This window comes from Streptomyces sp. NPDC057939 (genome assembly GCF_042887545.1).
Classification (GTDB): Bacteria; Actinomycetota; Actinomycetes; order Streptomycetales; family Streptomycetaceae; genus Streptomyces.
The window spans coordinates 205,136-225,116 of the sequence record NZ_JBHVPG010000001.1; the positions used below are offsets into that span (position 1 = coordinate 205,136).

General features: G+C 74.8%; 20 protein-coding genes. 13 read left to right on the top strand and 7 right to left on the bottom strand.

What is annotated here, in order from left to right; genetic code table 11:
* The first annotated feature begins 2 nt into the window (after positions 1–2).
* The 8 genes from ACFVS6_RS00920 to ACFVS6_RS00955 are packed head-to-tail and all read left to right on the top strand — an operon-like array spanning position 3 to position 11,096.
* Positions 3–749, top strand: a complete 747-nt coding sequence (locus tag ACFVS6_RS00920; protein ID WP_389699818.1) for a flavoprotein — start codon at positions 3–5, stop codon at positions 747–749.
* Positions 746–1,705 (top strand): hypothetical protein, encoded by a 960-nt coding sequence (locus tag ACFVS6_RS00925; protein WP_389699819.1) that lies wholly within the window; start codon positions 746–748, stop codon positions 1,703–1,705. The genes ACFVS6_RS00920 and ACFVS6_RS00925 overlap by 4 nt, the downstream gene beginning before the upstream one ends.
* Positions 1,702–4,581 (top strand): insulinase family protein, encoded by a 2,880-nt coding sequence (locus tag ACFVS6_RS00930; protein WP_389699820.1) that lies wholly within the window; start codon positions 1,702–1,704, stop codon positions 4,579–4,581. Before ACFVS6_RS00925 ends, ACFVS6_RS00930 begins: the two co-directional genes overlap by 4 nt.
* Positions 4,578–5,726, top strand: coding sequence for a class V lanthionine synthetase subunit LxmK (gene lxmK / locus ACFVS6_RS00935; protein ID WP_389699821.1), 1,149 nt, complete (start codon positions 4,578–4,580; stop codon positions 5,724–5,726). The genes ACFVS6_RS00930 and lxmK overlap by 4 nt, the downstream gene beginning before the upstream one ends.
* The gene (locus tag ACFVS6_RS00940) at positions 5,723–6,754 is read left to right on the top strand and encodes a T3SS effector HopA1 family protein (RefSeq protein ID WP_389699822.1); all 1,032 of its coding nucleotides are present in this window, start codon (positions 5,723–5,725) and stop codon (positions 6,752–6,754) included. Before lxmK ends, ACFVS6_RS00940 begins: the two co-directional genes overlap by 4 nt.
* 55 nt (positions 6,755–6,809) lie before the next feature.
* Entirely contained in the window at positions 6,810–7,607 is a 798-nt protein-coding gene (locus tag ACFVS6_RS00945; protein ID WP_389699823.1) for an ABC transporter ATP-binding protein, read from the top strand.
* Positions 7,583–9,160 carry a transporter gene (locus ACFVS6_RS00950; protein ID WP_389699824.1) on the top strand — a complete coding sequence of 526 codons (1,578 nt, stop codon included), beginning with the start codon at positions 7,583–7,585 and terminating at the stop codon, positions 9,158–9,160. Before ACFVS6_RS00945 ends, ACFVS6_RS00950 begins: the two co-directional genes overlap by 25 nt.
* A 37-nt stretch (positions 9,161–9,197) precedes the next feature.
* Positions 9,198–11,096, top strand: a complete 1,899-nt coding sequence (locus tag ACFVS6_RS00955) for an ABC transporter ATP-binding protein (RefSeq protein ID WP_389699825.1) — start codon at positions 9,198–9,200, stop codon at positions 11,094–11,096.
* A gap of 12 nt (positions 11,097–11,108) precedes the next feature.
* Here the strand turns inward: ACFVS6_RS00955 and ACFVS6_RS00960 are convergent, their stop codons facing one another.
* Positions 11,109–12,104: a pirin family protein gene (locus ACFVS6_RS00960; protein ID WP_389699826.1), complete on the bottom strand. Its 996-nt coding sequence runs from the start codon at positions 12,102–12,104 to the stop codon at positions 11,109–11,111.
* 133 nt (positions 12,105–12,237) lie between these two features.
* Here ACFVS6_RS00960 and ACFVS6_RS00965 point away from each other — a divergent pair, with 133 nt between their 5' ends.
* Complete coding sequence (locus ACFVS6_RS00965; protein ID WP_389699827.1) at positions 12,238–12,693, top strand: hypothetical protein; 456 nt, start codon at positions 12,238–12,240, stop codon at positions 12,691–12,693.
* A 101-nt stretch (positions 12,694–12,794) separates the two neighbouring features.
* Here the strand turns inward: ACFVS6_RS00965 and ACFVS6_RS00970 are convergent, their stop codons facing one another.
* The 5 genes from ACFVS6_RS00970 to ACFVS6_RS00990 all read right to left on the bottom strand — a co-directional run bounded on the left by ACFVS6_RS00970 (position 12,795) and on the right by ACFVS6_RS00990 (position 15,959).
* On the bottom strand, positions 12,795–13,181 hold the full coding sequence (locus ACFVS6_RS00970; RefSeq protein ID WP_389699828.1) for a hypothetical protein: 387 nt from the start codon (positions 13,179–13,181) through the stop codon (positions 12,795–12,797).
* Positions 13,182–13,287: 106 nt separating this feature from the next.
* The gene (locus tag ACFVS6_RS00975) at positions 13,288–14,247 is read right to left on the bottom strand and encodes an ArsR family transcriptional regulator (RefSeq protein ID WP_389699829.1); all 960 of its coding nucleotides are present in this window, start codon (positions 14,245–14,247) and stop codon (positions 13,288–13,290) included.
* A 43-nt stretch (positions 14,248–14,290) separates the two neighbouring features.
* A complete protein-coding gene (locus ACFVS6_RS00980; RefSeq protein WP_281208892.1) occupies positions 14,291–14,752 on the bottom strand; it encodes an SseB family protein in 462 nt (153 codons plus the stop codon).
* A gap of 81 nt (positions 14,753–14,833) precedes the next feature.
* Positions 14,834–15,127 (bottom strand): DUF397 domain-containing protein, encoded by a 294-nt coding sequence (locus ACFVS6_RS00985; protein WP_389699830.1) that lies wholly within the window; start codon positions 15,125–15,127, stop codon positions 14,834–14,836.
* On the bottom strand, positions 15,108–15,959 hold the full coding sequence (locus tag ACFVS6_RS00990) for a helix-turn-helix domain-containing protein (RefSeq protein ID WP_389699831.1): 852 nt from the start codon (positions 15,957–15,959) through the stop codon (positions 15,108–15,110). The genes ACFVS6_RS00985 and ACFVS6_RS00990 overlap by 20 nt, the downstream gene beginning before the upstream one ends.
* Before the next feature lie 118 nt (positions 15,960–16,077).
* On the opposite strand from ACFVS6_RS00990, the gene ACFVS6_RS00995 reads away from it, so the two are divergent.
* Together ACFVS6_RS00995 and ACFVS6_RS01000 are read left to right on the top strand one after the other, a co-directional pair.
* Positions 16,078–16,293, top strand: a complete 216-nt coding sequence (locus ACFVS6_RS00995; RefSeq protein WP_389699832.1) for a hypothetical protein — start codon at positions 16,078–16,080, stop codon at positions 16,291–16,293.
* A complete protein-coding gene (locus ACFVS6_RS01000) occupies positions 16,290–16,661 on the top strand; it encodes an ATP-binding protein (protein ID WP_389699833.1) in 372 nt (123 codons plus the stop codon). The genes ACFVS6_RS00995 and ACFVS6_RS01000 overlap by 4 nt, the downstream gene beginning before the upstream one ends.
* 19 nt (positions 16,662–16,680) lie before the next feature.
* Here ACFVS6_RS01000 and ACFVS6_RS01005 read toward each other — a convergent pair whose 3' ends face one another.
* Complete coding sequence (locus ACFVS6_RS01005) at positions 16,681–17,079, bottom strand: winged helix-turn-helix transcriptional regulator (RefSeq protein WP_389699834.1); 399 nt, start codon at positions 17,077–17,079, stop codon at positions 16,681–16,683.
* Positions 17,080–17,180: 101 nt separating this feature from the next.
* Here ACFVS6_RS01005 and ACFVS6_RS01010 point away from each other — a divergent pair, with 101 nt between their 5' ends.
* Together ACFVS6_RS01010 and ACFVS6_RS01015 are read left to right on the top strand one after the other, a co-directional pair.
* Entirely contained in the window at positions 17,181–17,834 is a 654-nt protein-coding gene (locus ACFVS6_RS01010; RefSeq protein WP_389699835.1) for an NADPH-dependent F420 reductase, read from the top strand.
* Positions 17,835–18,054: 220 nt separating this feature from the next.
* A complete protein-coding gene (locus tag ACFVS6_RS01015) occupies positions 18,055–19,881 on the top strand; it encodes an acyl-CoA dehydrogenase (protein WP_389699836.1) in 1,827 nt (608 codons plus the stop codon).
* Positions 19,882–19,981: the final 100 nt, after the last annotated feature.

Below are 19,981 nucleotides of genomic sequence, written 5' to 3' on the forward strand. Positions count from 1 at the left end.
TCGTGACCGAGCACACCACGGACACCGGGACCACGGCGCACGGCGCGCGGGCCGGGGCCGACGGGGCCACCGCGCGTACGGGTACCGCCGCGGGCACCGCAGCCACCGCACGTGACGACGACGCCGCGCACACCGCGCCGACCGGGGCCGACCAGGCCACCGCGCCCGAGGGGCTCGGGTTCACCCGGCTGCTCCTCGTCGCCACCGGTTCCGTCTCTGCCGCCGAACTGCCCTCCTGGATCGCCTGGTTGCGCGCCACGCACCCCGCGCTGGAAATCCAGACCGTCCTCACCCGCAGCGCCCAGCGCTTCGTCACCCGCGAGTCCCTCAACCTGCTCACGGGCCGCCGCACCATGGTCGACGCCTGGCCGGAGGAACCCGTCCTGCGCGCCCCGCACGTCGACCTGACCGCATGGGCCGAGGCCGTCCTCGTCCATCCCTCGACGTTCTCGTACACCGCCCGCCTCGCGCTCGGCCTCGCCGACAGCCCGTCGCTGCTCACCGCGCAGTGCACGGCGGCGCCCGTCGCCGTCGCGCCCGCGCTGCCGCCCGGCGGAGTCCGCAGCCACGCCTACCGCCGCCACGTCGAGGCCCTCGCCGAGCGCCCCAACTGCGTCGTCGTACCGCCGGTGCCCGCGCTCAGCCTCACCACCGGCCGCACCGACAGCTGGGCCGCGGCCCCGCTGCCCGACGTGCTCGACGCCCTGGCCGCGCTGCACCACCGCCTCACCGCGGAGCCGACGCCGTGAGCGCCGCCCCGAACGCCGGTCCGGAGGTCGGGACCCCGGACCCGGTCGTCGTCGACGCCTACGCCACCGGCCTGCTCTCCACCACCGTCACCGCCCTGCCCGACGGCGGCCACCTCTGGCTGCGCCGTCCCGGCGCACGGGCCCCGGAACCCTTCACCCCGCTCACCGACCGCCTGCACGGCCTCGTGGAGCGGGCTTCGACCGCCCCCGGCACCCGCCTGGTGACGGGTACGGCGGCTCCGGACGGCGCCCGGACGTACGCCGCCCCCGGCCCGTACTCCGTGGCCCACCTGCTCATCACCGGGGGTGGCCCGCACGCCGTCCCCGGTGGCCCGCGCGCCCTGGAGGACACGCTCCGGGAGGTCGGAGCGCTGCTCGCCGCGCTGCACGCCGCGCCCGTCCCCGAGGAGGCCCGTCGGCCCGCGCGCGCCGCCGTCCGACTCCACGCCTGGCTGTCGGGAGCCACGACCGCCGGCGGCGCCACCGCCGCGGACCTGCTCGGCGGGACCGCCGTCGGCCCCCTGCGCGCCTGGGCCGCGGAAGCGTCCCGTCCCGGGACCGACAGCGTCCTGTCGCACGGCGCGCCGAGCCTCGGTTCGCTCGTCCCCACGGCCGCCGACGCCAACGCCGACGCCGCTGCCGTGCTGCTGACCGGCGAGGACCTGTGCGTCGCGCCGCCGCACGTCGACCTGGGCTGGATCGCCGGTGAACTCGCCGAGTTCCGCTGGCTGTCGGGTGCCGGCGCCGACCCCCGGGTCTGGCAGCGGCCCCTGGACGCCCTGCTCGACGGCTACGACGGCGACCCCGCGACCGCACGCGACGGCTGCGTGCGCGGCGCCGCCCTGCGCGTCGCGCTCCACGCGCACGACACCGCCGCGTACCTCCCGGACGGCGCCGGCACGGCCCGCCTGTACGGCGGCCTCGCCACCACGCTCACCGAGGGGGCGGCCGCATGACCGGCATCGGGACCGACGGCACGGCCGGCGCCGCGACCCTGCGCAGATTGACCCTCGGCAACGGGCTGCGCGTGCTGATCGACACGACGGCGCCGGCCGGCCTCACGGCCGTCGCCGTGCACTACGGCGTCGGGTTCCGCTCGGAACCCGAAGGCCGCGCCGGTGTCGCCCACCTGCTGGAACACATGATGTTCGAGGGCAGCGAACGCCTGCCCGACCGCGCCTACTTCACCGCTCTCGTGGCTGCCGGCGGCTCCGCCGAGGGCACGACCCACCAGGACTACACGGACTACGTCCACGTCGTTCCCACCGCCGATCTGGAACACGCGCTGGCCGCCGAGGCCGACCGGATGCGCGCACCCCTGTTCACCGCGCGCTCCCTCGCCGAGCAACTCGCCGGAGTCGAGGCCGAGATCAGGGCCGCCGTGTACGAGGCACCGCTCGGCGGGCTGCCCTGGCCGCTGCTGCCCGCCCTCCTGTACGACCGCTGGGCCAACGCCCACGACGGCTACGGCGACCTCCCCGAGCTCGCCCGCCTGACGCCCGAGGACTGCGCCGACTTCTTCCGCGCGCACTACGCCCCGGGCAACGCCGTGCTCACGGTCAGCGGCGCGGACGATCCCGACCGGGTCGCCGACCTCGTCACCCGGCACTTCGCCGCCGTGCCGGCCCGGCCGGCCCCCTGCACCGCACCCCGCCCGGTCCTGGCAGAACCCCCGCTCGCCGAGGACCGGGTGGGCGTGCGGACCGTGCCCGGTGGTGGCGCCGTCAGCCTCGGCTACCGGCTGCCCGACCCGACGGCCGACCTCGACGGCTACCTCGCCCGGCTCGTCGTCGCCCGGCTCCTGGCCGTACCCCCCGTCGACGCGGTCTGCGGCTTCTTCGCGCCGCTGGACGCGCTCGACCCCGACACCCTCGTCATCACGCTGCCCGCCACCGACGAGGACGGCGTACGGGCGGCCCTGCGTCAGGTCGACGACGCGCTGCGGGCCCTCGCCGAGGTGGCCGACGCCGAGGTCCGGCGGGCGGCCGGCCGGCTCGCCGACGACCACCTGCGCAGCCACCACGCGGCGGGCCCCCGGGCCCGCGCGCTGGGCCGGCTGGAGATCCTCTTCGGCGATCCCGACCTCCTCGACGCACTGCCCGACCGCCTCCGGACCCTCGACGCCGCCCGGGTCCGCGCGGCCGCGAGCGCCCTGTCCACCGACCACCGAGCGGTACTGGCCCTCCTCCCGGGCGGCCCCCGCCCCCCGTTCCGCACCCTGACCACACCCCCCGCCCCCGCGCCGCGGCCCGGCACCGGCACGCCCCCAGCGCAGACGCCGGACGACAGCTCGGCCGCACCCGCGCCGCGGCCCGACACCTCCACCACGCCCGCACCCGAGCCCGGGGTGGCCGGCACCGACACGCCCCCTCCGCCGACGCCTGCCGGAGCCGCACCCGTGCCCGCGCCCGCGCCCGGCACCACCGGCACCCGTGCGCCACAGCCCGCCACCGGCACGCCCCCTGCGCCGACACCCGGCGGAGCCGCACCCGCACCCGCACCCGTGCCCTCCCTCGCCCCGCTGCCCGCCGTTTCGGTGGGGCCGCGCGGGTTGCGGGGGTTCGGGTTCGCCGAGAGCGGGTCCGGGGCCGTCGGCGGGCGTCTCGGCAGTGGGCCCGTGGTGGCCGCCGTGCGGGACGCCCGCGCGCCCCTCGTCGAGCTGCGGCTGCGGCTGCCCGCGCTCCCTTCCGCCGCGCCCGCCGACCGGGAGCGGCTCGCCCTGGTCCTCGCCGACCGGTGGGCCGCCCGCTTCCCCGCGCAGGGCTCCGTGTCCACGACCGTGGAGGGCGGCGCCGTCCTCCTCGACGCCTGGCTGCCCGCGCCCGCCCCCGACCCGGAGGTGTTCGCCGCCCTGCTCGCCGCCCCGCCCACGGCGACCGAACTCGCCGCCGTGGAGCGGCGGGCCCGCGCCCGCATGGGCGGCCGGGTCGGTGACCCGACCTGGCTCGTCGAACAGGCCCTGCGGCAGCGGCTCCTGGCCGGTGGGCCCGGACCGGGCACCGTCGGGGTGACCGGCGCGCCTCCGTACGCGGGTGGCGTCGAGCTCACCGCCGTCGGCGACCTGGACCCCGACGCCTGGGTCGCGGCGGCCAGCGCCGCCCTGCGCCTACCGGCCGCCTCCCCCGGCACGCCGCCCGGCCCGCGGCCGTCGTTCCCCGTCGCCGCCGAGGGCCTCGCGCTGCTGGGCCTGCCCCCGGCCCTGCCCACCGGCGCCGCGCACCTGGTGTGGGCCACCCCCGAACCGCCGCCGGCCGGGTCGTTCGCCGCCCGCTGGCTCGCGGTGTCGGTGCTCGGCGGCGGCCAGCCCGGTGCCCGGCTCGCGGGGCTGCGCACGCCGCAGGCCCCGTACGGCTTCACCTCGTACGCGGGCCGCTTCGGCGACCACGCGGGCACGGGACCGCTCGTGCGGATCCACGCCCAACTGCCGCCCGTCGGGGCGGTGGAGGCCGCCGCCGTGATCCGTGAGGAGTTGCGCCGCACCGCGACCGAGCCGCCCACGGCGGCCGAGGTGGACGCCGCCCGCCGGTACTGCGCGGGCCAGTTCGCCCTGATGCCGCAGTCCCAGTCCGCGTTCGCCGACCAGTTGGCGGCCTGGCTCGCGACGGGGCGCCGGACGGCCGAGCTCCTCGACTTCCCCGACGCCCTGTACGGGGCGCCGGCCGCCGAGGTGGCCCGTGACTGCGCCCGCCTGTTCGCCCGGCCCGCCTACGCCGGAGTGCTCGCCGTACCGGCGGCCGACCCCGGCGCAGCCGCCGACCCCGGCGCACCCGCCGACCCGACCCAGCCCGCCGACCCGGCCGCACCCGCCGCCCCGGCCGAGGAGACGCCGTGACCCGCACCGCCACCCCGCCCCGCACCGAACTGCGGTTCCGACCCGTCGACCTCGACGGCGTGCCCGAGGTCGACGCCCTGCTGCGGCGCATCGGCACGGGCCCCTTCGACCGCACCGACCTCACCGCGCTGCCCGGCCGCAACGACACCTGGGCCGGTCGCACGACCGGCGGCGCCCGCGTGTTCGTCAAGCGGCTGACCGGGGCGCCGCAGGACGTACGGGAGCGGATGGACCGCGCGCTCGCCTACGAGCGGATGGTCGCGGACGCGCCCGCCGACGTCCTGCGCGGACCCGCGCTGCTGGGCAGCGACCCGGACGCCGGCCTGCTCGCCTTCGACTACCTCCAGGACGCCCGCAGCGGCGCCGAGCTGATGGCCGACCAGGAGTTCACCCCGGAGCTCGCGCACCGCGCGGGCCTCGCTCTGGGCCGGCTGCACGCGCGCCCCGCCGGACCGCTCGACGCACTGGCGCCGAGCATCCCCGCCCTGCCCTCGCCGGAACTCCTGGAGGCGCTGCCGGCGGCCGTGTTCGAGGAACTCAGCGGCGCCGAGTTGGAGACCTGGCGACTGCTGCAGAACGACGCCCCGCTGATCGGGGCCGTGCACCGGCTGCTCGCCGACGAACGGACGGCGCCGCGCGTGCCCGCCCACTGCGACCTGCGGATGGACCAGTTCCTGATCACCGGGCCGCCCGGTCCGGACGCCGTGCTGCACGTGGCCGACTGGGAGGAGTTCCGCCTCGCCGACCCGGCCCGCGACGTGGGCGGCTTCGCCGGTGAATGGCTGCACCGCGCGGTGCACGACATCGTCACCACCCGCGGTGACGCCGACACCGCCGCCTTCGCCGGGCTGTCGATGACCCGCGAGACCGTCCTCGCCCGCGGCGCGGAGAAGCTCACCCGACTGCGGCCGGTCGTCCAGGAGTTCTGGCGCGGCTACCGCGTCGCGCGGCCGGACGCCGATCCGGGCCTGGCCGAGCGGGCCACCGCCTTCGCCGGCTGGCACCTGCTGGACCGGCTCCTCGCCGGCGCCGCCCGTTCCAACCGGCTGCTCGGCATCGAGCGGGCCGCCGCGGGCATCGGCCGCACGGCCCTGCTCGACCCCGCCCGCTTCACCCACGTCGTCGGACTCGGAGACGCCTCGTGACCACCGCCGCAGCCGCAGCCCCCGCCACCCCGGCCCCCGCACCGGCCGACGCCCTGGCCCCCGCCCTCGCCGACGCCCTGGCCCGGATCCACCTCTCCGCCGACGGCCTCACCGCCACCGTCGGACCGCGCACCATCGAGGGCGGGTCCACCCGCGAACTCCAGCAGCGGCTGGGGGCGGCCCTGTACGAGGTGTTCCACACGGGTCGCGCCGAGGCCGACACCCGGCCCCGCCGGATGGCCCCGCGCGACCACGGCTTCGAGCGCGAGCTGGCGGCGGCGGTGCCCCACCGCGCGGTGAGCCGCGCCGGTGTCCTGCTCCGGGCCCCGCGGGAACCGGTCGGCGGGGAGGCGCTCGTGTCCTGGGACGGCGTACGCGTCCGGGTGCCCGTGGACCGGCTGACCGCCGACGGCCCGCTCGTACCGGGCGCCGAGGTGCGCAGCCCGGCCTCCCCGCTGCGGCCCGCGCTGTCGCCCGGATTCTTCTACGTCATGGGCTCCCGCGAGCCGGACTTCGGCGACGAACTGCTGCGGGTCTACGTCCACCTCACCGATCCCGGACGGGCCCCGCGGATCTGGGGCGCCGTGCTGGAGCGCCTGGAGGCGGCCGGCGCCGGCTACCACGCCAAGGTGCTGTCCGGTCCGGCCGACTACCCGCGCCGCGACGCCCTCGTCGTCTATCTGGGGGGCGCGTCCCGGGGCGCCTGCCACATCGTCGCCGACGCGGTCCGGGACCTGCCGGGCACCGCCCCGGACACCTCGGTCTTCGCCCACCGGATCGGCCCCGCGGCGGCCGTGGCCTGGGAGCCGGCCGACCCGAGGCCGGGCGCGGGCGGGCTGAGCTTCGGCCAGCACCGCGCCGCGGCGCTGGCGGAGGCGGCCGTCCGGGCCGCGTCCGTCGCCGGAGCGGGACCGGGGAACGGCACCGACGCCGGGCCCGCCCCCGCGCACGCCGCGTTCAGCGGTGCCGGCATCGACCCCGGCGCCCCCTACCGGAACCTGGCCTCGCCGGACCTCCCCGCCCGCTGAGCGGGGCCGACAGGCCTCCCGTCCCCCCACCCCCACCCAGCCGGAAGGCAGCACGATGCACCACCCCCCCGAAGGCGAGACGGTCCCGGCGGCCGTGGAAGTACGAGGACTGCGCAAGGAGTTCGACGGCAGGACCGCCGTCGGCGGCGTGGACCTCACCGTCCCCCGGGGCAGCTTCTACGGCCTGGTCGGCCCCAACGGCGCCGGCAAGACCACCAGCCTGTCGATGATCACCGGACTGCTGCGGCCCGACGCGGGCACCGTCCGCGTCGCCGGGTACGACGTCTGGCAGGACCCGTACGAGGCCAAGCACCGCATCGGCATCCTGCCCGACGGGCTGCGCCTGTTCGAGCGGCTGTCGGGTCGGGAACTGCTGCGCTACACGGGCCGGTTGCGGGAGTTGCCGGCCGCCGACACCGAGGCGCGCGCCGAGGAGCTGCTGGACGTGCTCGGGCTCACCGAGGCCGGCGACAAGCTGGTCGTCGACTACTCGACGGGCATGCGCAAGAAGATCGGTCTGGCTGCCGCGCTGCTGCACAACCCGCCGGTCCTCTTCCTCGACGAGCCCTTCGAGAGCGTCGACCCGGTGTCGGCCGAGACGATCCGCGAGGTGCTGCGCCAGTACACCGCGACCGGTTCGACGGTGATCTTCTCCAGTCACGTCATGGAGCTCGTGGCCGCCCTGTGCACGCACGTGGCCATCATGGCGAAGGGCAGCGTGGTCGCCGACGGCACGCTCGACGAGGTGCGGGCCGGTCGGAGCCTGAACGAGCGGTTCATGGAACTGGTCGGCGCCCCGGCCGGGAAGGCGAAGGGAGGGAGCCTCGCATGGTTGGGGTCTTCGTCGGGCTGAAACTCGCCCTCCTGCGCAGCAGTCTGCGCCGCAGTACCGCCCGTGCCGTGGGCTTCGTCGCCGGCTCGCTCATCAGCCTGGTCGGCGCCTGTTGGGTGGCCGTGGGCCTGGCCGGGTCCCGGGGCGAACCGGAAGCGGCCGACTTCGCCGTGCTCGCCCTCGCCGGGCTGGCCGTCGCCTGGCTGGCGCTGCCGCTGTCCTTCGGCGCGGGCGGCGACGAGAGCTCCGATCCGACCCGCCTCGCCGTGCTGCCCGTCCGGCCGCGCCGGTTGATCGCCGGGGCGACGGCCTCCGCGCTCGTCGGCCCGGGGCCGCTGTGCACCCTCGTCCTGATCACCGGAGCGGTCGTCGGCGCCGCCGAGGGCGCGTTCGACAGCGTGGCCGGCGCGGTCGTCGCCGTCCTCGCCGTGCCGCTCGCGCTGCTGCTGTGCGTGGTCGCCTCCCGGGCCGTACTGGCCGCCTTCGCACGGGCGTTGACCGGTCGGCGCGGCAAGGACGCCGCCGCCCTCGGCGGCCTGCTGACCGCGGTCGGCGGGTACGCCGCCTACCTGTTGCTGACCACCGTCGGGTCGGGGCTCTCGCTGCCGCCCGTCGTCGTACGGGTCCTGCGCTGGACCCCGCCGGGCTGGCCGGCCGACGCCGTCCGGGCCGCCGCCGACGGCAGGACCGGTACCGCCGTGCTCGAACTGGCCGCGACGGCGGCCCTGATCGGCCTCCTGATGGTGTGGTGGCACGGCTCCCTGGCCCGACTGATGACCACCACGGACTCCTCCACGGCCCGGGCCGGCGAGGTCCGGGCCGCGCGGGCGACCGGCCGGCGGGCCCGCCTGCTCGCCTCCAGCCGGACCCTGCTGGTGGCCCACCACCAGTTCACTGCCTTCGCCCGGTCGCCGAGGCACCGGATGACGATGATCGCGGCGTTGGCGTACGCGGTGCTGTTCCCCGTCGTGATGGTGCCGGTCGGGGGCCGGACCCCGTACGTCGCCGTCGGCGGTGCCTGGGTGTTCGGACTGACCGTGCCCGGAGTGCTGTTCGCCCTCGACGGCTCCGCGATCTGGAGCAACGTCGCCACACTGCGCACCGTGGCGCAGGCCCGCGCCGAGCTCGTGGGCCGGCTGCTCCCGCAGCTGGTGTTCATCCTGCCCTGGCTGACCGCCGTGGGGTGCGGCGTCGCCCTCGCGACCGGGCGCACCGACCAGCTCGCCGCGGCGCTCGGGGTCAGCTTCGCGCTGCTCGGGGTGACCTTCGCGCTGGGCATGGTCATCAGCGTGTTCCGCCCCTACCCGTACCCCGAGGACCCGTGGAGCGTGAGCGCGCCGGGTCAGAGCGGCGGCTACCACCTGGCGAACTTCCTCGGCTCCCTCGTCGGGGTGGTGGCCGTCGTCCCGGTGATCGTGGGCGCCGTCGCCCTGGACGGCTCCGCGTCCTCCTGGGTGCTGCTGCCGCTGGGGACGGCGTACGGGCTGCTGGCCGTCCTGGTCACGCTGCGGACGATGGGCCGGCGGCTGTTCGAGAAGGCGCCCGAGATCCTCACCATCCTGCGGATGTCCTGACCCACCGACCGATGACGGAACGAAGGAAGCCACCACGATGAAGGCCGGCACGACGAAGGGCGACGCGACGGACGCGGACGCGGCGACGGGCGACGCGGCGGGCGCGGCCACGGCCACGGCCACGGCCACGGGCGACGCGGCGGCGGCCACCGCCGCCACCGCCGCCGCGCCCGGCGCGACCCGCACCCTGCTGGAACACGCCCGCCCGCACCGCAGGGCACTGATCGCCGGCGCCGCCCTGAGCGCGCTCGGCGGGATCAGCGGGCTCGCCCAGCCCCTGGTGGCCAAGTCGTTCGTCGAGGCGCTCGCAGTCGACGGGTCCGTCACCCGGCAGGTGCTGCTCCTCGCCCTGCTGATCGTGGGTGGGGCCCTGACCAGTGCGTTCGGCGTGTACACGGTGGAGCGGGCCGCCGAGAGCGTGGTGTTGGGCGCCCGCCGGCGGCTGATCCACCGGCTGCCGCGGCTGCGCGTCGCGGACCTGGACCGGCGGCCTCCCGGCGACCTCATATCCCGGGTCACCGCCGACACCACCCTGCTGCGGGAGGCGGCGACCAACAACCTGGTCGACACCCTCATCGGCTCCGTCACCCTGATCGGCATGCTGGTCCTGATGGCCTGGCTCGACGTCGTCCTGTTCCTCGCCGTGCTCGGTGTCGTCGTCGCCATCGGCGGGTGCACCGCGCTGGTGATGCCGCGCATCGCTCGGGCGAGCAAGGAGGCCCAGGAAGCCCTCGGCGAGTTGGGTTCGGGGCTGGAGCGGCTGCTCGGAGCGATCCGTACGGTGAAGGCGAGCGGCGCCGAACGGCGCGAGAGCGCCGTCCTGGAGGGTGCGGCGCGGGGCGCCTGGCTCGCGGGCCTGCGGGCCGCCCGCTGGGGTGCGGTGGCCGGCACCTCCAGCGGCCTGGTGGTGCAGTTGGCGTTCCTGACGGTGTTGGGTCTGGGCGGGGCGCGCGTCGCGAACGGGTCGATGAGCGTCGCCTCGCTGATCGGCTTCCTGCTGTACCTGTTCTACCTGGTGGGGCCGGTCGCCCAGTTGGCGAGCGGGATCGGCGGCCTCCAGGTCGGCACGGCGGCCGTCCGCCGCATCCACGAGGTGCTGGAACTCGCCCCGGAGGACGAGGAAGGGGACCGCGCGCCGGCCGTGGGCAAAGGGGTGGCTGCCGAGGGCGGCGCCGGGATCGTCTTCCGGGACGTCGTCTTCGGCTACCGGGAGGACGGCCGACCGGTCCTGGACGGCGCCGACTTCGAGATCCGGCCCGGCGGGCTGACCGCCGTCGTCGGCCCCTCCGGCACCGGCAAGAGCACGCTGTTCGCCTTGCTGGAGCGGTTCTACGACATCGACGGCGGCAGCATCACCGTCGACGGCCGCGAGCTGCGCGACTGGAACCCGGCCGAACTGCGCCGCACCATCGGCTACGTCGAGCAGGACGCCCCGGTCCTGGCGGGCACCCTGCGCGACAACCTGACGTTCGCCGCCCCGGACGCGAGCCCGGACGACGTGCGCCGCGTCATGGCCCAGGTGCGGCTGACGGCGCTGGTCGACGGCCTGCCGCAGGGCCTGGACACGGAGGTCGGCCATCGCGGCACGGCCCTGTCCGGCGGCCAGCGCCAGCGCGTCGCCATCGCCCGCGCGCTGCTGCGACGGCCCCGGCTGCTGCTGCTCGACGAGGCCACGTCGCAACTCGACGCGCTCAACGAGAGCGAGTTGCGCGAGGTCATCGCGGACATCGCGCGCACCACCACCGTCCTGGTGATAGCCCACCGCCTGTCCACGGTGACGGGCGCGCGCCGCATCCTCGTCCTGGAGGACGGCCGGGTGCGCGCCTCGGGCACGCACGCCGAACTCCTGCTCCAGGACGGCCTGTACGCCCGGCTGGCCGCGACCCAGACGCTCGGCGCCGACCGGCAGGAGCCGGCGCCCGCGGTGGGTGACTGACCGGGCGACCGGTCAGTCCTGGTCGGCCTCGCCGGCGCCGCGGTGGCCGAGGCCCGTGCGCTGCGTCGTCGGGATCCGGCCGAGCCGGCCCGCCTGGAAGTCGTCGAAGGCCTGCTGGAGTTCCTGCCGGCTGTTCATGACGAACGGCCCGTAGTGCGCCATCGGTTCCCGGATCGGGCGCCCGCCGAGCAGCACGATCTCCAGCGCGGGCTCGTTGGAGTCCTGGGACTCGTCGGCCCGGATGGTGAGGGAGCCTCCCTCGCCGAAGACGGCCGTCTGGCCCTTCCGGATCGGACGCCGCTCCTGGCCGACCGAACCGCGCCCGGCCAGGACGTACGCGAGGGCGTTGAAGTCCTCACGCCACGGCAGGGTGATCTGCGCGCCCGGGGCGACGGTCGCGTGGATCATCGTGATCGGCGTGTGGGTGATGCCCGGGCCCTGGTGGCCGTCCAGCTCACCGGCGATGACGCGGAGCAGGGAGCCGCCGTCGGGGGTGGTCAGCAGTTGGACCTGGCCGCCGCCGATGTCCTGGTAGCGCGGGGGCATCATCTTGTCGGAGGCCGGGAGGTTGACCCACAGCTGGAGGCCGTGGAACAGGCCGCCCGACACCACGAGGGCCTCCGGCGGGGCCTCGATGTGCAGGAGGCCCGCACCGGCGGTCATCCACTGCGTGTCACCGCCGTTGATGACTCCGCCGCCGCCGTTGCTGTCCTGGTGGACGAAGGTTCCGTCGATCAGGTAGGTGACGGTTTCGAAGCCGCGGTGCGGGTGCCAGGGGGTGCCCTTCGGCTCGCCCGGCGCGTACTCCACCTCGCCCATCTGGTCCATCATGATGAACGGGTCGAGGTGCTCGTAGTTGATCCCGGCGAACGCGCGGCGCACCGGGAACCCCTCGCCCTCGAATCCCGTCGGGGCCGTGGTCACGGCCAGCACCTTGCGGGCGGCGGCCGTCTGCGGCTCGGCCACGCGCGGAAGGGTCAACGGGTTCTCAACAGTCACTGCGGGCATGGTCAGGACCTCCTTCTGCGTCGAGTTTAGTTGAAACTCGAACTTTCTGCCACACCCGCCCACAACGGAAAGCCCGCCGGGGTAATTCCCGCCCCGCGCCAACCCTTGCGCCCGACTCCGCGTCCTACCGGACGTGAGCAACCTCTTCACCTTCGACGACGTCACCGGCGACGCCGACCAGGACGAAACCCGCAGGCCCGGACCCCTGTGGCGGCACGCCCTGTGGGTGCTGGGCATCACCGTCGGCGCGGTGGCCGCCGGCTGGGTCGCGGCAGCCTTCCGCCTGGGCCCGGAGGAGTACGGCATCCCCAGCGCCGCGCCCGGCTCCCCGTGGGTCCTCCTCGCATGGTGCGCCGCCGCCGGACTCGTCGCCACCGCGCTGCTGCGCGCCACGGCCGCGCGCATCCCCGTGTACGCGCCCGGCCGCGTCGGCTTCGTCGCCCTGTTCCTCGGGACCCGGCTGGCGCTCGGCTTCCGCCCGGAGCCGCCGGTCCTGGCCGCGGGAGCGGCGGCCCTGGTGGCCGTCGCCCTCGCCTGGTGCGTCGTCGCGGCACTGACCCACCGCCGCGCCGGGCACCGCACCGCCTGACGGCGGCGCCGCACCCGGCCGGGGTCCCGGCCGCCGACCGCCGGGACCCCCGTGCCCGGCGAAGGGCGGCCCTGCCGCGGGGCCCGGACCGGGCCCCACGCCTACGGCTCGATCGAGACCGAGTTGAACGGCAGCATGTCGACCACCGCAGGGTGCCCCGCGTAGACCGCGAAGTCGGGCCAGGAACCGTTCGAGTTCCGCGAGAACCAGATCTTCCAGCCGCCGGTCTGGTTGTTCACGACCAGGTGGCGCTGCGTGTAGTTGGAGATCTTGTAGACCCCGCGCCTGTTCCACTTGTCCCGGATCCCGCTGGCCTCCGTGGTGCCCCGGTAGATGCAGGCGTAGCCACTCGGGCAGGACGTGGTGGCGCCCGTGGTGCCGGGCGTCCCCGCCTGCGCCGGGGCGGCCGACACGACGGCCGCGCCCAGCGTCATGACGGCCGCCGCCGTCGTCGCCGCGAGCCTGTGACGTAACGAAACGCGTGGCATCCGTACCTCCCGTGCCTCGGTCGCGGAGACCCGGTGGCCCCCGCCGACACCGATGCTCCGGCGTCGGGACCCGGTGCCGCGATCCTTTCGGCGGTGCCCGAAGGCTTCAGGCCCCGCTGCGCAGCAGGTCGACGCCGAGGCCCGTCGCCGAGTGGAGGACGGCCTTGCCGTCGCGTTCCGTGGTGATCAGCCCGGCGGCGCGCAGCGTCCGGGTGTGCTCGGAGACCGAGGGGAGGCTGATCGCGAGGTCCCGGGCCACCTCGCTCGTCGTACGCCGCTCCACCAGCAGTTGCAGGACGGCCGCCCTGGTCCGCCCGAGCAGGGCGTCCAGCGCGCCCCCGGCCGGGCCGGGCGCGGCCAGCGGCAGCGGGGTCAGCGCCGGGTACATCAGGACGTGCGAGCCGTCGGGGCGCCCGGCGAGCAGCGGCCGGCCCGTCCAGAACACCGAGGGCATCAGCACCAGCCCGCGTCCGCCGAGGCGGACCTCGTAGTCGGGCGGCAACCCCACCTCGAAGGCCGTACCGGACCAGCCCGACCGGGGATGGGTGCTGGCGAGGCAGGCCTTGATGCCGTGGGTGGCCAACAGCCGGGTGCGCCAGGCGACGTCCGCCCGGAACGACTGTCGGATCCGGGGCCAGTGCGGGGCGAGGACCGTCTCGTGGGCGGCCCGCAGGGCCCCGTCCAGCACGTCCCAGGCCTCCCGGTCCTGGCCCCACAGCGCCCGCAGCCAGGAGGCCGGCCCGGGGGCCCGCGCGGCCACCCGCCGCAGCTCGCCGGGCGTCAGCCGCGGCCCGGCGTCCCGTACGGCCGCGAGGCCCTCCTCCAGGGTGGCGGCGTACGGCTCGACGAACTGCGGGTTGTCCCCGTCGGGGCGCAACAGGTCCAGCAGGGGCCGCGCCCGGCCGGGCAGCTCGCGGGTGACGCCGCCGCGCCAGCGGCCGAAGACGGCGGGTTCGTCGGTGCGCTGCCAGGCGACGAGCGCCAACGCGAGCTCGACGAGCGGCAGCGGCTCGGCCGCGAAGGTGACGTTGAACAGGTCCTCGGCCGTGAAGTGCACCCTCAGCATCCGCCCGCCCCCGTCCCGCCCCCGTCGGCCGCCGTCGGGGGGACTAGCCGTACATGCGGCGCATGGCGAAGTCGACCATCTGCTCGACCGCCTTCGCGTCGAACACCATCCGGTGGTCGCCCTCCATGTCGAGGACGAAGCCGTAGCCGGTGGGCAGCAGGTCGATCACCTCGGCGCCGGTGATCACGAAGTACTTGGACTCCTTGCCGGCGTACCGGCGCAGTTCCTTGAGCGTGGTGAACATCGGGATCACCGGCTGCTGCGTGTTGTGCAGGGCCAGGAACCCGGGGGTCTCGCCGCGCGGGCAGTAGACCTTCGAGGTGGCGAAGATCTGCTGGAAGTCCTCGGCGGACAGCGACCCCGTCGTGAAGGCCCTGACCGCGTCCGCGAGGGAGGGCGGGGACGGCTCCGGGTACAGCGGCGCCTGCGCGTAGCCCTGCTGGGGCGGGGGCTGCTGCGCGTAGCCCTGCTGCTGGGCGCCCGGATTCTGGTCGTAGCCGTACATGCGGCCCACCCTACCGAGCGGCCGACCCCGTACCGGCGGGTACCGGCCAGTCCTTCCGGGGGTGGGGGTGGGGGCCGTGCCTCAGCCGACGAGTTCCCCGCCCACGAGGGCCCGCACGAACGGCACCCAGGCGGCGGCGGTGACGATCACGGCAGGGCCGCCGGGACGCTTGGAGTCCCGGACGGGAACGAGTCCGGTGAGCCCGTCGGCGACCTCTACGCACTCTCCGCCGCTGCCATTACTGAAGCTGCTCTTGCGCCAGGTGGCGGCGCCGGGGAAGGCCTCGGCGACCTCTACGCAGTCACCACCCGTGCCGTTGCTGTAGCTGCTCCTGCGCCAGGTGGCGATGCTCAAGTCAAATCCGCTGCTTGCCATTTCGGTAGTCCTCTGCCGCAGCGTCGAGAAGGGCCAGGGACGCCTCCGGCGGCAAAGCGGCGGCCCTCAACAGATCGTAAGACCTGCGGTACTCCTTCACGAGGGCCGGAAAGTCGATGAGCTGCCCGCTGTGCAAGCTCTCCACGTAGACCACCGGAGGCGCATCCGGGAAAGTCATCACCTTGGCCATCCCCATCATGAGCGCGTGAGCGGGGGTCGTTTGCGGGACGACTTGCAGAATGGCCCGCGTCCTGCGGACCACGGCGGCAATGTGCTCCACGAGTTCAGCCATCTGGCACGCGGGCAGGACAGGGCGGCGGATCACCGACTCGTCCAAGACCGCCCAGAATTCGGGCGGGCACTCCTGGCCGAAGAGTTCGGCCCGCCCCATCCGGGCGACGACCAGCTTCTCGATCGCCGCGTCGGTCGCGCGGGGCATGGCGGCCCGACTGATCGCCCGAGCGTAGGCGGGCGTCTGGAGCAATCCCGGGACAAGCATGGGCGCCCATTCCTCGATGGTCTCCGCGAACTGCTCCATCTCCGCGACGTCCGCGAAGTACTCCGCGTGCCCCGACTGCTTCGCCTTGCGCGCATCTTCACAGCGCCGCTGGAAAAAACCGTCCGTCCCCAACTTCGCGTCCACGTGCTGAGCCAGATCCATCGGCATCCGGCGTTCGCCGCGCTCGATCTGGCTCAGGAACGGCACGCCCCGGAAGCTGCCTTCGGCCAGCTGCTCCAGCGTGAACCCGGCGGATTCCCGTTTGTACCGCAGCTCCGCCCCGTAGAAGGACGGCACATTCGCCGACGCGTCCGTGTCCTTGCGAGCGGGCACAACCCACCACCACCGTTTGCCACTTGCCCAGCGCAACCTGAAACCCTTCCCACGCTACGCCGACCCGCTCCACGCTGTGAGGGCTTCGTCACACTCCGCACCGGAACGGAAGTCCCCCATGAGCGACCACGCCAACGACCGCATCGCGGCCGAGGCCCTCAGCGCGCTGCGCGCCGCCCTCACCGCGCACGGGATCACCCTGCCCTCCCTCGACCTGCACCTCCCCTCGTACGCCGGCAGCCACCGGACCCCGCCCCTGATCAGCCTCGGCAACTGCAACCCGGGCACCGCCGAACGGCTCACCGCCGCCCTGAACCGGGCCGTGGGCCGGTGAGGCCGTTCCGCACCGGGCTGCTCGCGCTGCCCGAGGAGGTGTCGGCGCTGCGGCGGGCCGTGCGGGCGCACCTGGACGCGCCCTGCCACGACCTCCAGCTGTGCCTGAGCGAGCTGGTCGGCAACGTGATCGTGCACGTCGGCGAGGGCACCCCCGTGTCCCTCGCCGTCACCCGCACCCCCGACGGCCGCACCCGGGTCGAGGTCGGCGATCCCGATCCGCGCGTGTGGCCGGTCCTGCGCGAGGCCGCCGACACGGACGAGTCCGGCCGGGGCCTCGCGGTGCTCGACGCCCTCGCCGTCCGTTGGGGCGTCCACCCCGGGCCGACCGGCGGTAAGACCGTCTGGGCGGAGCTGGCGCAGCCCTAGGAGCCCGTCCGGGCCCCGCTCAGGTCCCGTCGGCGCGCCCCGCGTACCGGTCCTGGGCGTCGAGGACGTCGTCCGTGTACCGGGCGGCCCAGGCGCCCATCGCCCGCATCGGCGTGAGCAGCGCCGTGCCGGCCTCGGTCAGGGCGTAGTCCACGCGCGGCGGGGCCTCGGCGTACGGTCGGCGTTCCACCAGGCCGTTGCGCTCCAGCCGCCGCAGGGCCTCGTTGAGAACCTTCGGGCCGATCCCGCCGATCCGCGCGAGCAGCGCGCGCGGCCGCATCGGGCCGGTCGCGCCGAGCGTGAACACCACGACGCTGTCCCACCGGTTGGCCAGTACCTCGAAGGCGACGCGTGCCCGGCAGTCCGCCGTGTACGCGAGGTCCGGCAGTCCCGCGGCCGGATCGGGGAGCTTCTCCATGCCGCCATCCTGCCCGCGCCGATGGACACCGGACGGTGCGCATCGGCCTCCGTAGCCTCGGCCACCGGAAGCAGGATCGGGAACGGAAGGGGTACGCGGCGATGCGGATCGGCGTGATGGGTACGGGAGCGATGGCGGAGGCCCTGGGCGGGGCCTGGGTGCGGGCCGGCCACGAGGTGTTCGTCGGCGGTCGGGACGGCGCGGCCGCCCGGGCGCTCGCCGGGCGGATCGGGGCGGCCGGCCACGGGACGCCCGCGGCGGCGGCCGGGTACGGGGAGGTGGCGCTGCTCGCGGTGCCGGCGGGGGTGGCCCCGGAACTGGCCCGTGAGCACGCCGGGGCGTTGGCCGGGCGGACGGTCGTGGACTGCGCGAACGCGCTGGATCCGGGCCCTGGCGGGGTGATGCTGACCACCGGGCCCGGGGAGAGCGTGGCGGGCCTGATCGCGGCCGCGGCGCCCGGCGCGCGGGTGGTGAAGGCCTTCAACCTGGCCCACGCGAGCATGTGGGACCGGCCGGCGGACGGCTTCGGCGAGGTCCCGCCCGCGGTGCCGTTCTGCGCGGACGACGCGGAGGCCGCCGGGCACGTCGGCGAGTTGATCACCGGGATGGGGTGGAGCCCGATGCCGGCGGGCGGGCTGGACCGGGCCGCGTACGTGGAGGCCACGGCGGCGTTCGTGATCGGCGTGTGGTGGGCGGGCGGCTCGCCGCGCCTGGCGTTCCCGGAGCCGCCGCGGGCCCGGGAAGGCGTCGCCTGAGGCCTGCGGGCGGGCCGGGGGCGGCCCGGGACCCTCCGGCGGCACTCCACCGCCCCCGGCTTGAATCGGCTCGACCCGGCTTGACCCGGCTCGACCCGGCTTGACCCTGGTCACAGTCGAGGGAGAAGGGTTGCCCTTATTACCGACGGGTAGCATCATGTTGTTACCGAGTGGTATGCACGAGGAACCCGTCTCACCGAGCCTTAACGGAGCCGTCGCCATGGGGCACTACAAGTCGAATCTCCGCGACATCGAGTTCAACCTCTTCGAGGTGCTCGGACGCGACAAGCTGTACGGCACCGGCCCGTTCGGCGAGATGGACACCGACACCGCGCGGACCATCCTCAGCGAGATGACCAAGCTCTCCGAGAACGAGCTGGCCGCCTCCTTCGAGGACGCCGACCGCAACCCGCCGGTCTTCGACCCGACCACGAACACCGCGCCCGTCCCGGCGTCCTTCAAGAAGAGCTACAAGGCCTTCATGGACTCCGAGTACTGGCGTCTGGGCCTGCCCGAGGAGATCGGCGGCACCACCTCGCCCCGCTCCCTGATCTGGGCGTTCGCGGAGACGATCCTCGGCGCGAACCCGGCCGTGTGGATGTACTCCTCCGGCCCGGCGTTCGCCGGCATCCTCTTCGAGGAGGGCAACGAGGCGCAGAAGAAGGTCGCCGGGATCGCCGTCGAGAAGCGCTGGGGCTCCACGATGGTCCTCACCGAGCCGGACGCCGGCTCGGACGTCGGCGCCGGCCGCACCAAGGCCGTCGAGCAGGCCGACGGCTCCTGGCACATCGAGGGCGTGAAGCGCTTCATCACCTCCGGTGAGCACGACATGGAGGAGAACATCCTCCACTACGTCCTCGCCCGCCCCGAGGGCCACGGCCCCGGCACCAAGGGCCTCTCGCTCTTCCTCGTCCCGAAGTTCCACTTCGACTGGGAGACCGGCGAGCTGGGCGAGCGCAACGGCGTCTACGCCACCAACGTCGAGCACAAGATGGGCCTCAAGGCCTCCAACACGTGCGAGATGACCTTCGGCGACCAGCACCCCGCCAAGGGCTGGCTGATCGGTGACAAGCACGACGGCATCCGCCAGATGTTCATGATCATCGAGTTCGCCCGCATGATGGTCGGCACGAAGGCCATCGCGACGCTCTCCACCGGCTACCTCAACGCGCTGGAGTACGCCAAGGAGCGCGTGCAGGGCCCGGACCTGGCCAACTTCATGGACAAGACCGCGCCCAAGGTCACCATCACGCACCACCCCGACGTACGCCGCTCGCTCATGACGCAGAAGGCCTACGCCGAGGGCATGCGCGCCCTCGTGCTCTACACGGCCTCCGTGCAGGACGAGATCCAGTTCAAGCAGGCCGCCGGCGAGGACGCCTCCGCCGACATCGGCCTGAACGACCTGCTCCTGCCGATCGTCAAGGGCTACGGCTCGGAGAAGTCCTACGAGCAGCTCGCCCAGTCGCTGCAGACCTTCGGCGGTTCCGGTTACCTCCAGGAATACCCGATCGAGCAGTACATCCGGGACGCCAAGATCGACACCCTCTACGAGGGCACCACGGCGATCCAGGGCCAGGACTTCTTCTTCCGCAAGATCGTCCGCGACCAGGGCGCCTCGCTGAACGTCCTCTCCGAGACGATCAAGAAGTTCCTCGCCGAGGCCGTCGGCGGCGACGACCTGGCCCCCGCCCGCGACGCCCTCGCCAAGGCCGCCGTGGACCTCGAAGGCATCGTCGGCCAGATGATCGTCGACCTCACCGCCACCGGCGAGGACGTCAAGAACATCTACAAGGTCGGCCAGAACACCACCCGCCTGCTGATGGCCTCCGGTGACGTCGTCGTCGGATACCTGCTGCTCAAGGGCGCGGCCGTGGCCGCCGAGAAGCTCGCCGGCGCCTCCGCGAAGGACGTGCCCTTCTACCAGGGCAAGATCGCCGCCGCGAAGTTCTTCGCCGCGGAGATCCTGCCGAACGTCTCCGTCCAGCGCCGCCTGGCCGAGATCGTCGACAACTCCCTGATGGACCTCGACGAGGCCGCCTTCTAAGGCACCGCGCCCCGCCGATCGGCTCGTACGCCCCGCGCGTACGCACAGTGGCCGGACCTCCCTGCCGGGGGTCCGGCCACTCTTGTCGGCGGTTCGTGGC

What these genes read in the sequence shown, in the direction of transcription:
- ACFVS6_RS00930 (WP_389699820.1), top strand. Translation starts at nt 1,702, where the DNA reads ATGACCGGCATCGGGACCGACGGCACGGCCGGCGCCGCGACCCTGCGC.
- ACFVS6_RS00945 (WP_389699823.1), top strand. Translation starts at nt 6,810, where the DNA reads ATGCACCACCCCCCCGAAGGCGAGACGGTCCCGGCGGCCGTGGAAGTA.
- ACFVS6_RS00950 (WP_389699824.1), top strand. Translation starts at nt 7,583, where the DNA reads ATGGTTGGGGTCTTCGTCGGGCTGAAACTCGCCCTCCTGCGCAGCAGT.
- ACFVS6_RS00955 (WP_389699825.1), top strand. Translation starts at nt 9,198, where the DNA reads ATGAAGGCCGGCACGACGAAGGGCGACGCGACGGACGCGGACGCGGCG.
- ACFVS6_RS00960 (WP_389699826.1), bottom strand. Translation starts at nt 12,104, where the DNA reads ATGCCCGCAGTGACTGTTGAGAACCCGTTGACCCTTCCGCGCGTGGCC.
- ACFVS6_RS00970 (WP_389699828.1), bottom strand. Translation starts at nt 13,181, where the DNA reads ATGCCACGCGTTTCGTTACGTCACAGGCTCGCGGCGACGACGGCGGCG.
- ACFVS6_RS00975 (WP_389699829.1), bottom strand. Translation starts at nt 14,247, where the DNA reads ATGCTGAGGGTGCACTTCACGGCCGAGGACCTGTTCAACGTCACCTTC.
- ACFVS6_RS00980 (WP_281208892.1), bottom strand. Translation starts at nt 14,752, where the DNA reads ATGTACGGCTACGACCAGAATCCGGGCGCCCAGCAGCAGGGCTACGCG.
- ACFVS6_RS00985 (WP_389699830.1), bottom strand. Translation starts at nt 15,127, where the DNA reads ATGGCAAGCAGCGGATTTGACTTGAGCATCGCCACCTGGCGCAGGAGC.
- ACFVS6_RS00995 (WP_389699832.1), top strand. Translation starts at nt 16,078, where the DNA reads ATGAGCGACCACGCCAACGACCGCATCGCGGCCGAGGCCCTCAGCGCG.
- ACFVS6_RS01005 (WP_389699834.1), bottom strand. Translation starts at nt 17,079, where the DNA reads ATGGAGAAGCTCCCCGATCCGGCCGCGGGACTGCCGGACCTCGCGTAC.
- ACFVS6_RS01010 (WP_389699835.1), top strand. Translation starts at nt 17,181, where the DNA reads ATGCGGATCGGCGTGATGGGTACGGGAGCGATGGCGGAGGCCCTGGGC.
- ACFVS6_RS01015 (WP_389699836.1), top strand. Translation starts at nt 18,055, where the DNA reads ATGGGGCACTACAAGTCGAATCTCCGCGACATCGAGTTCAACCTCTTC.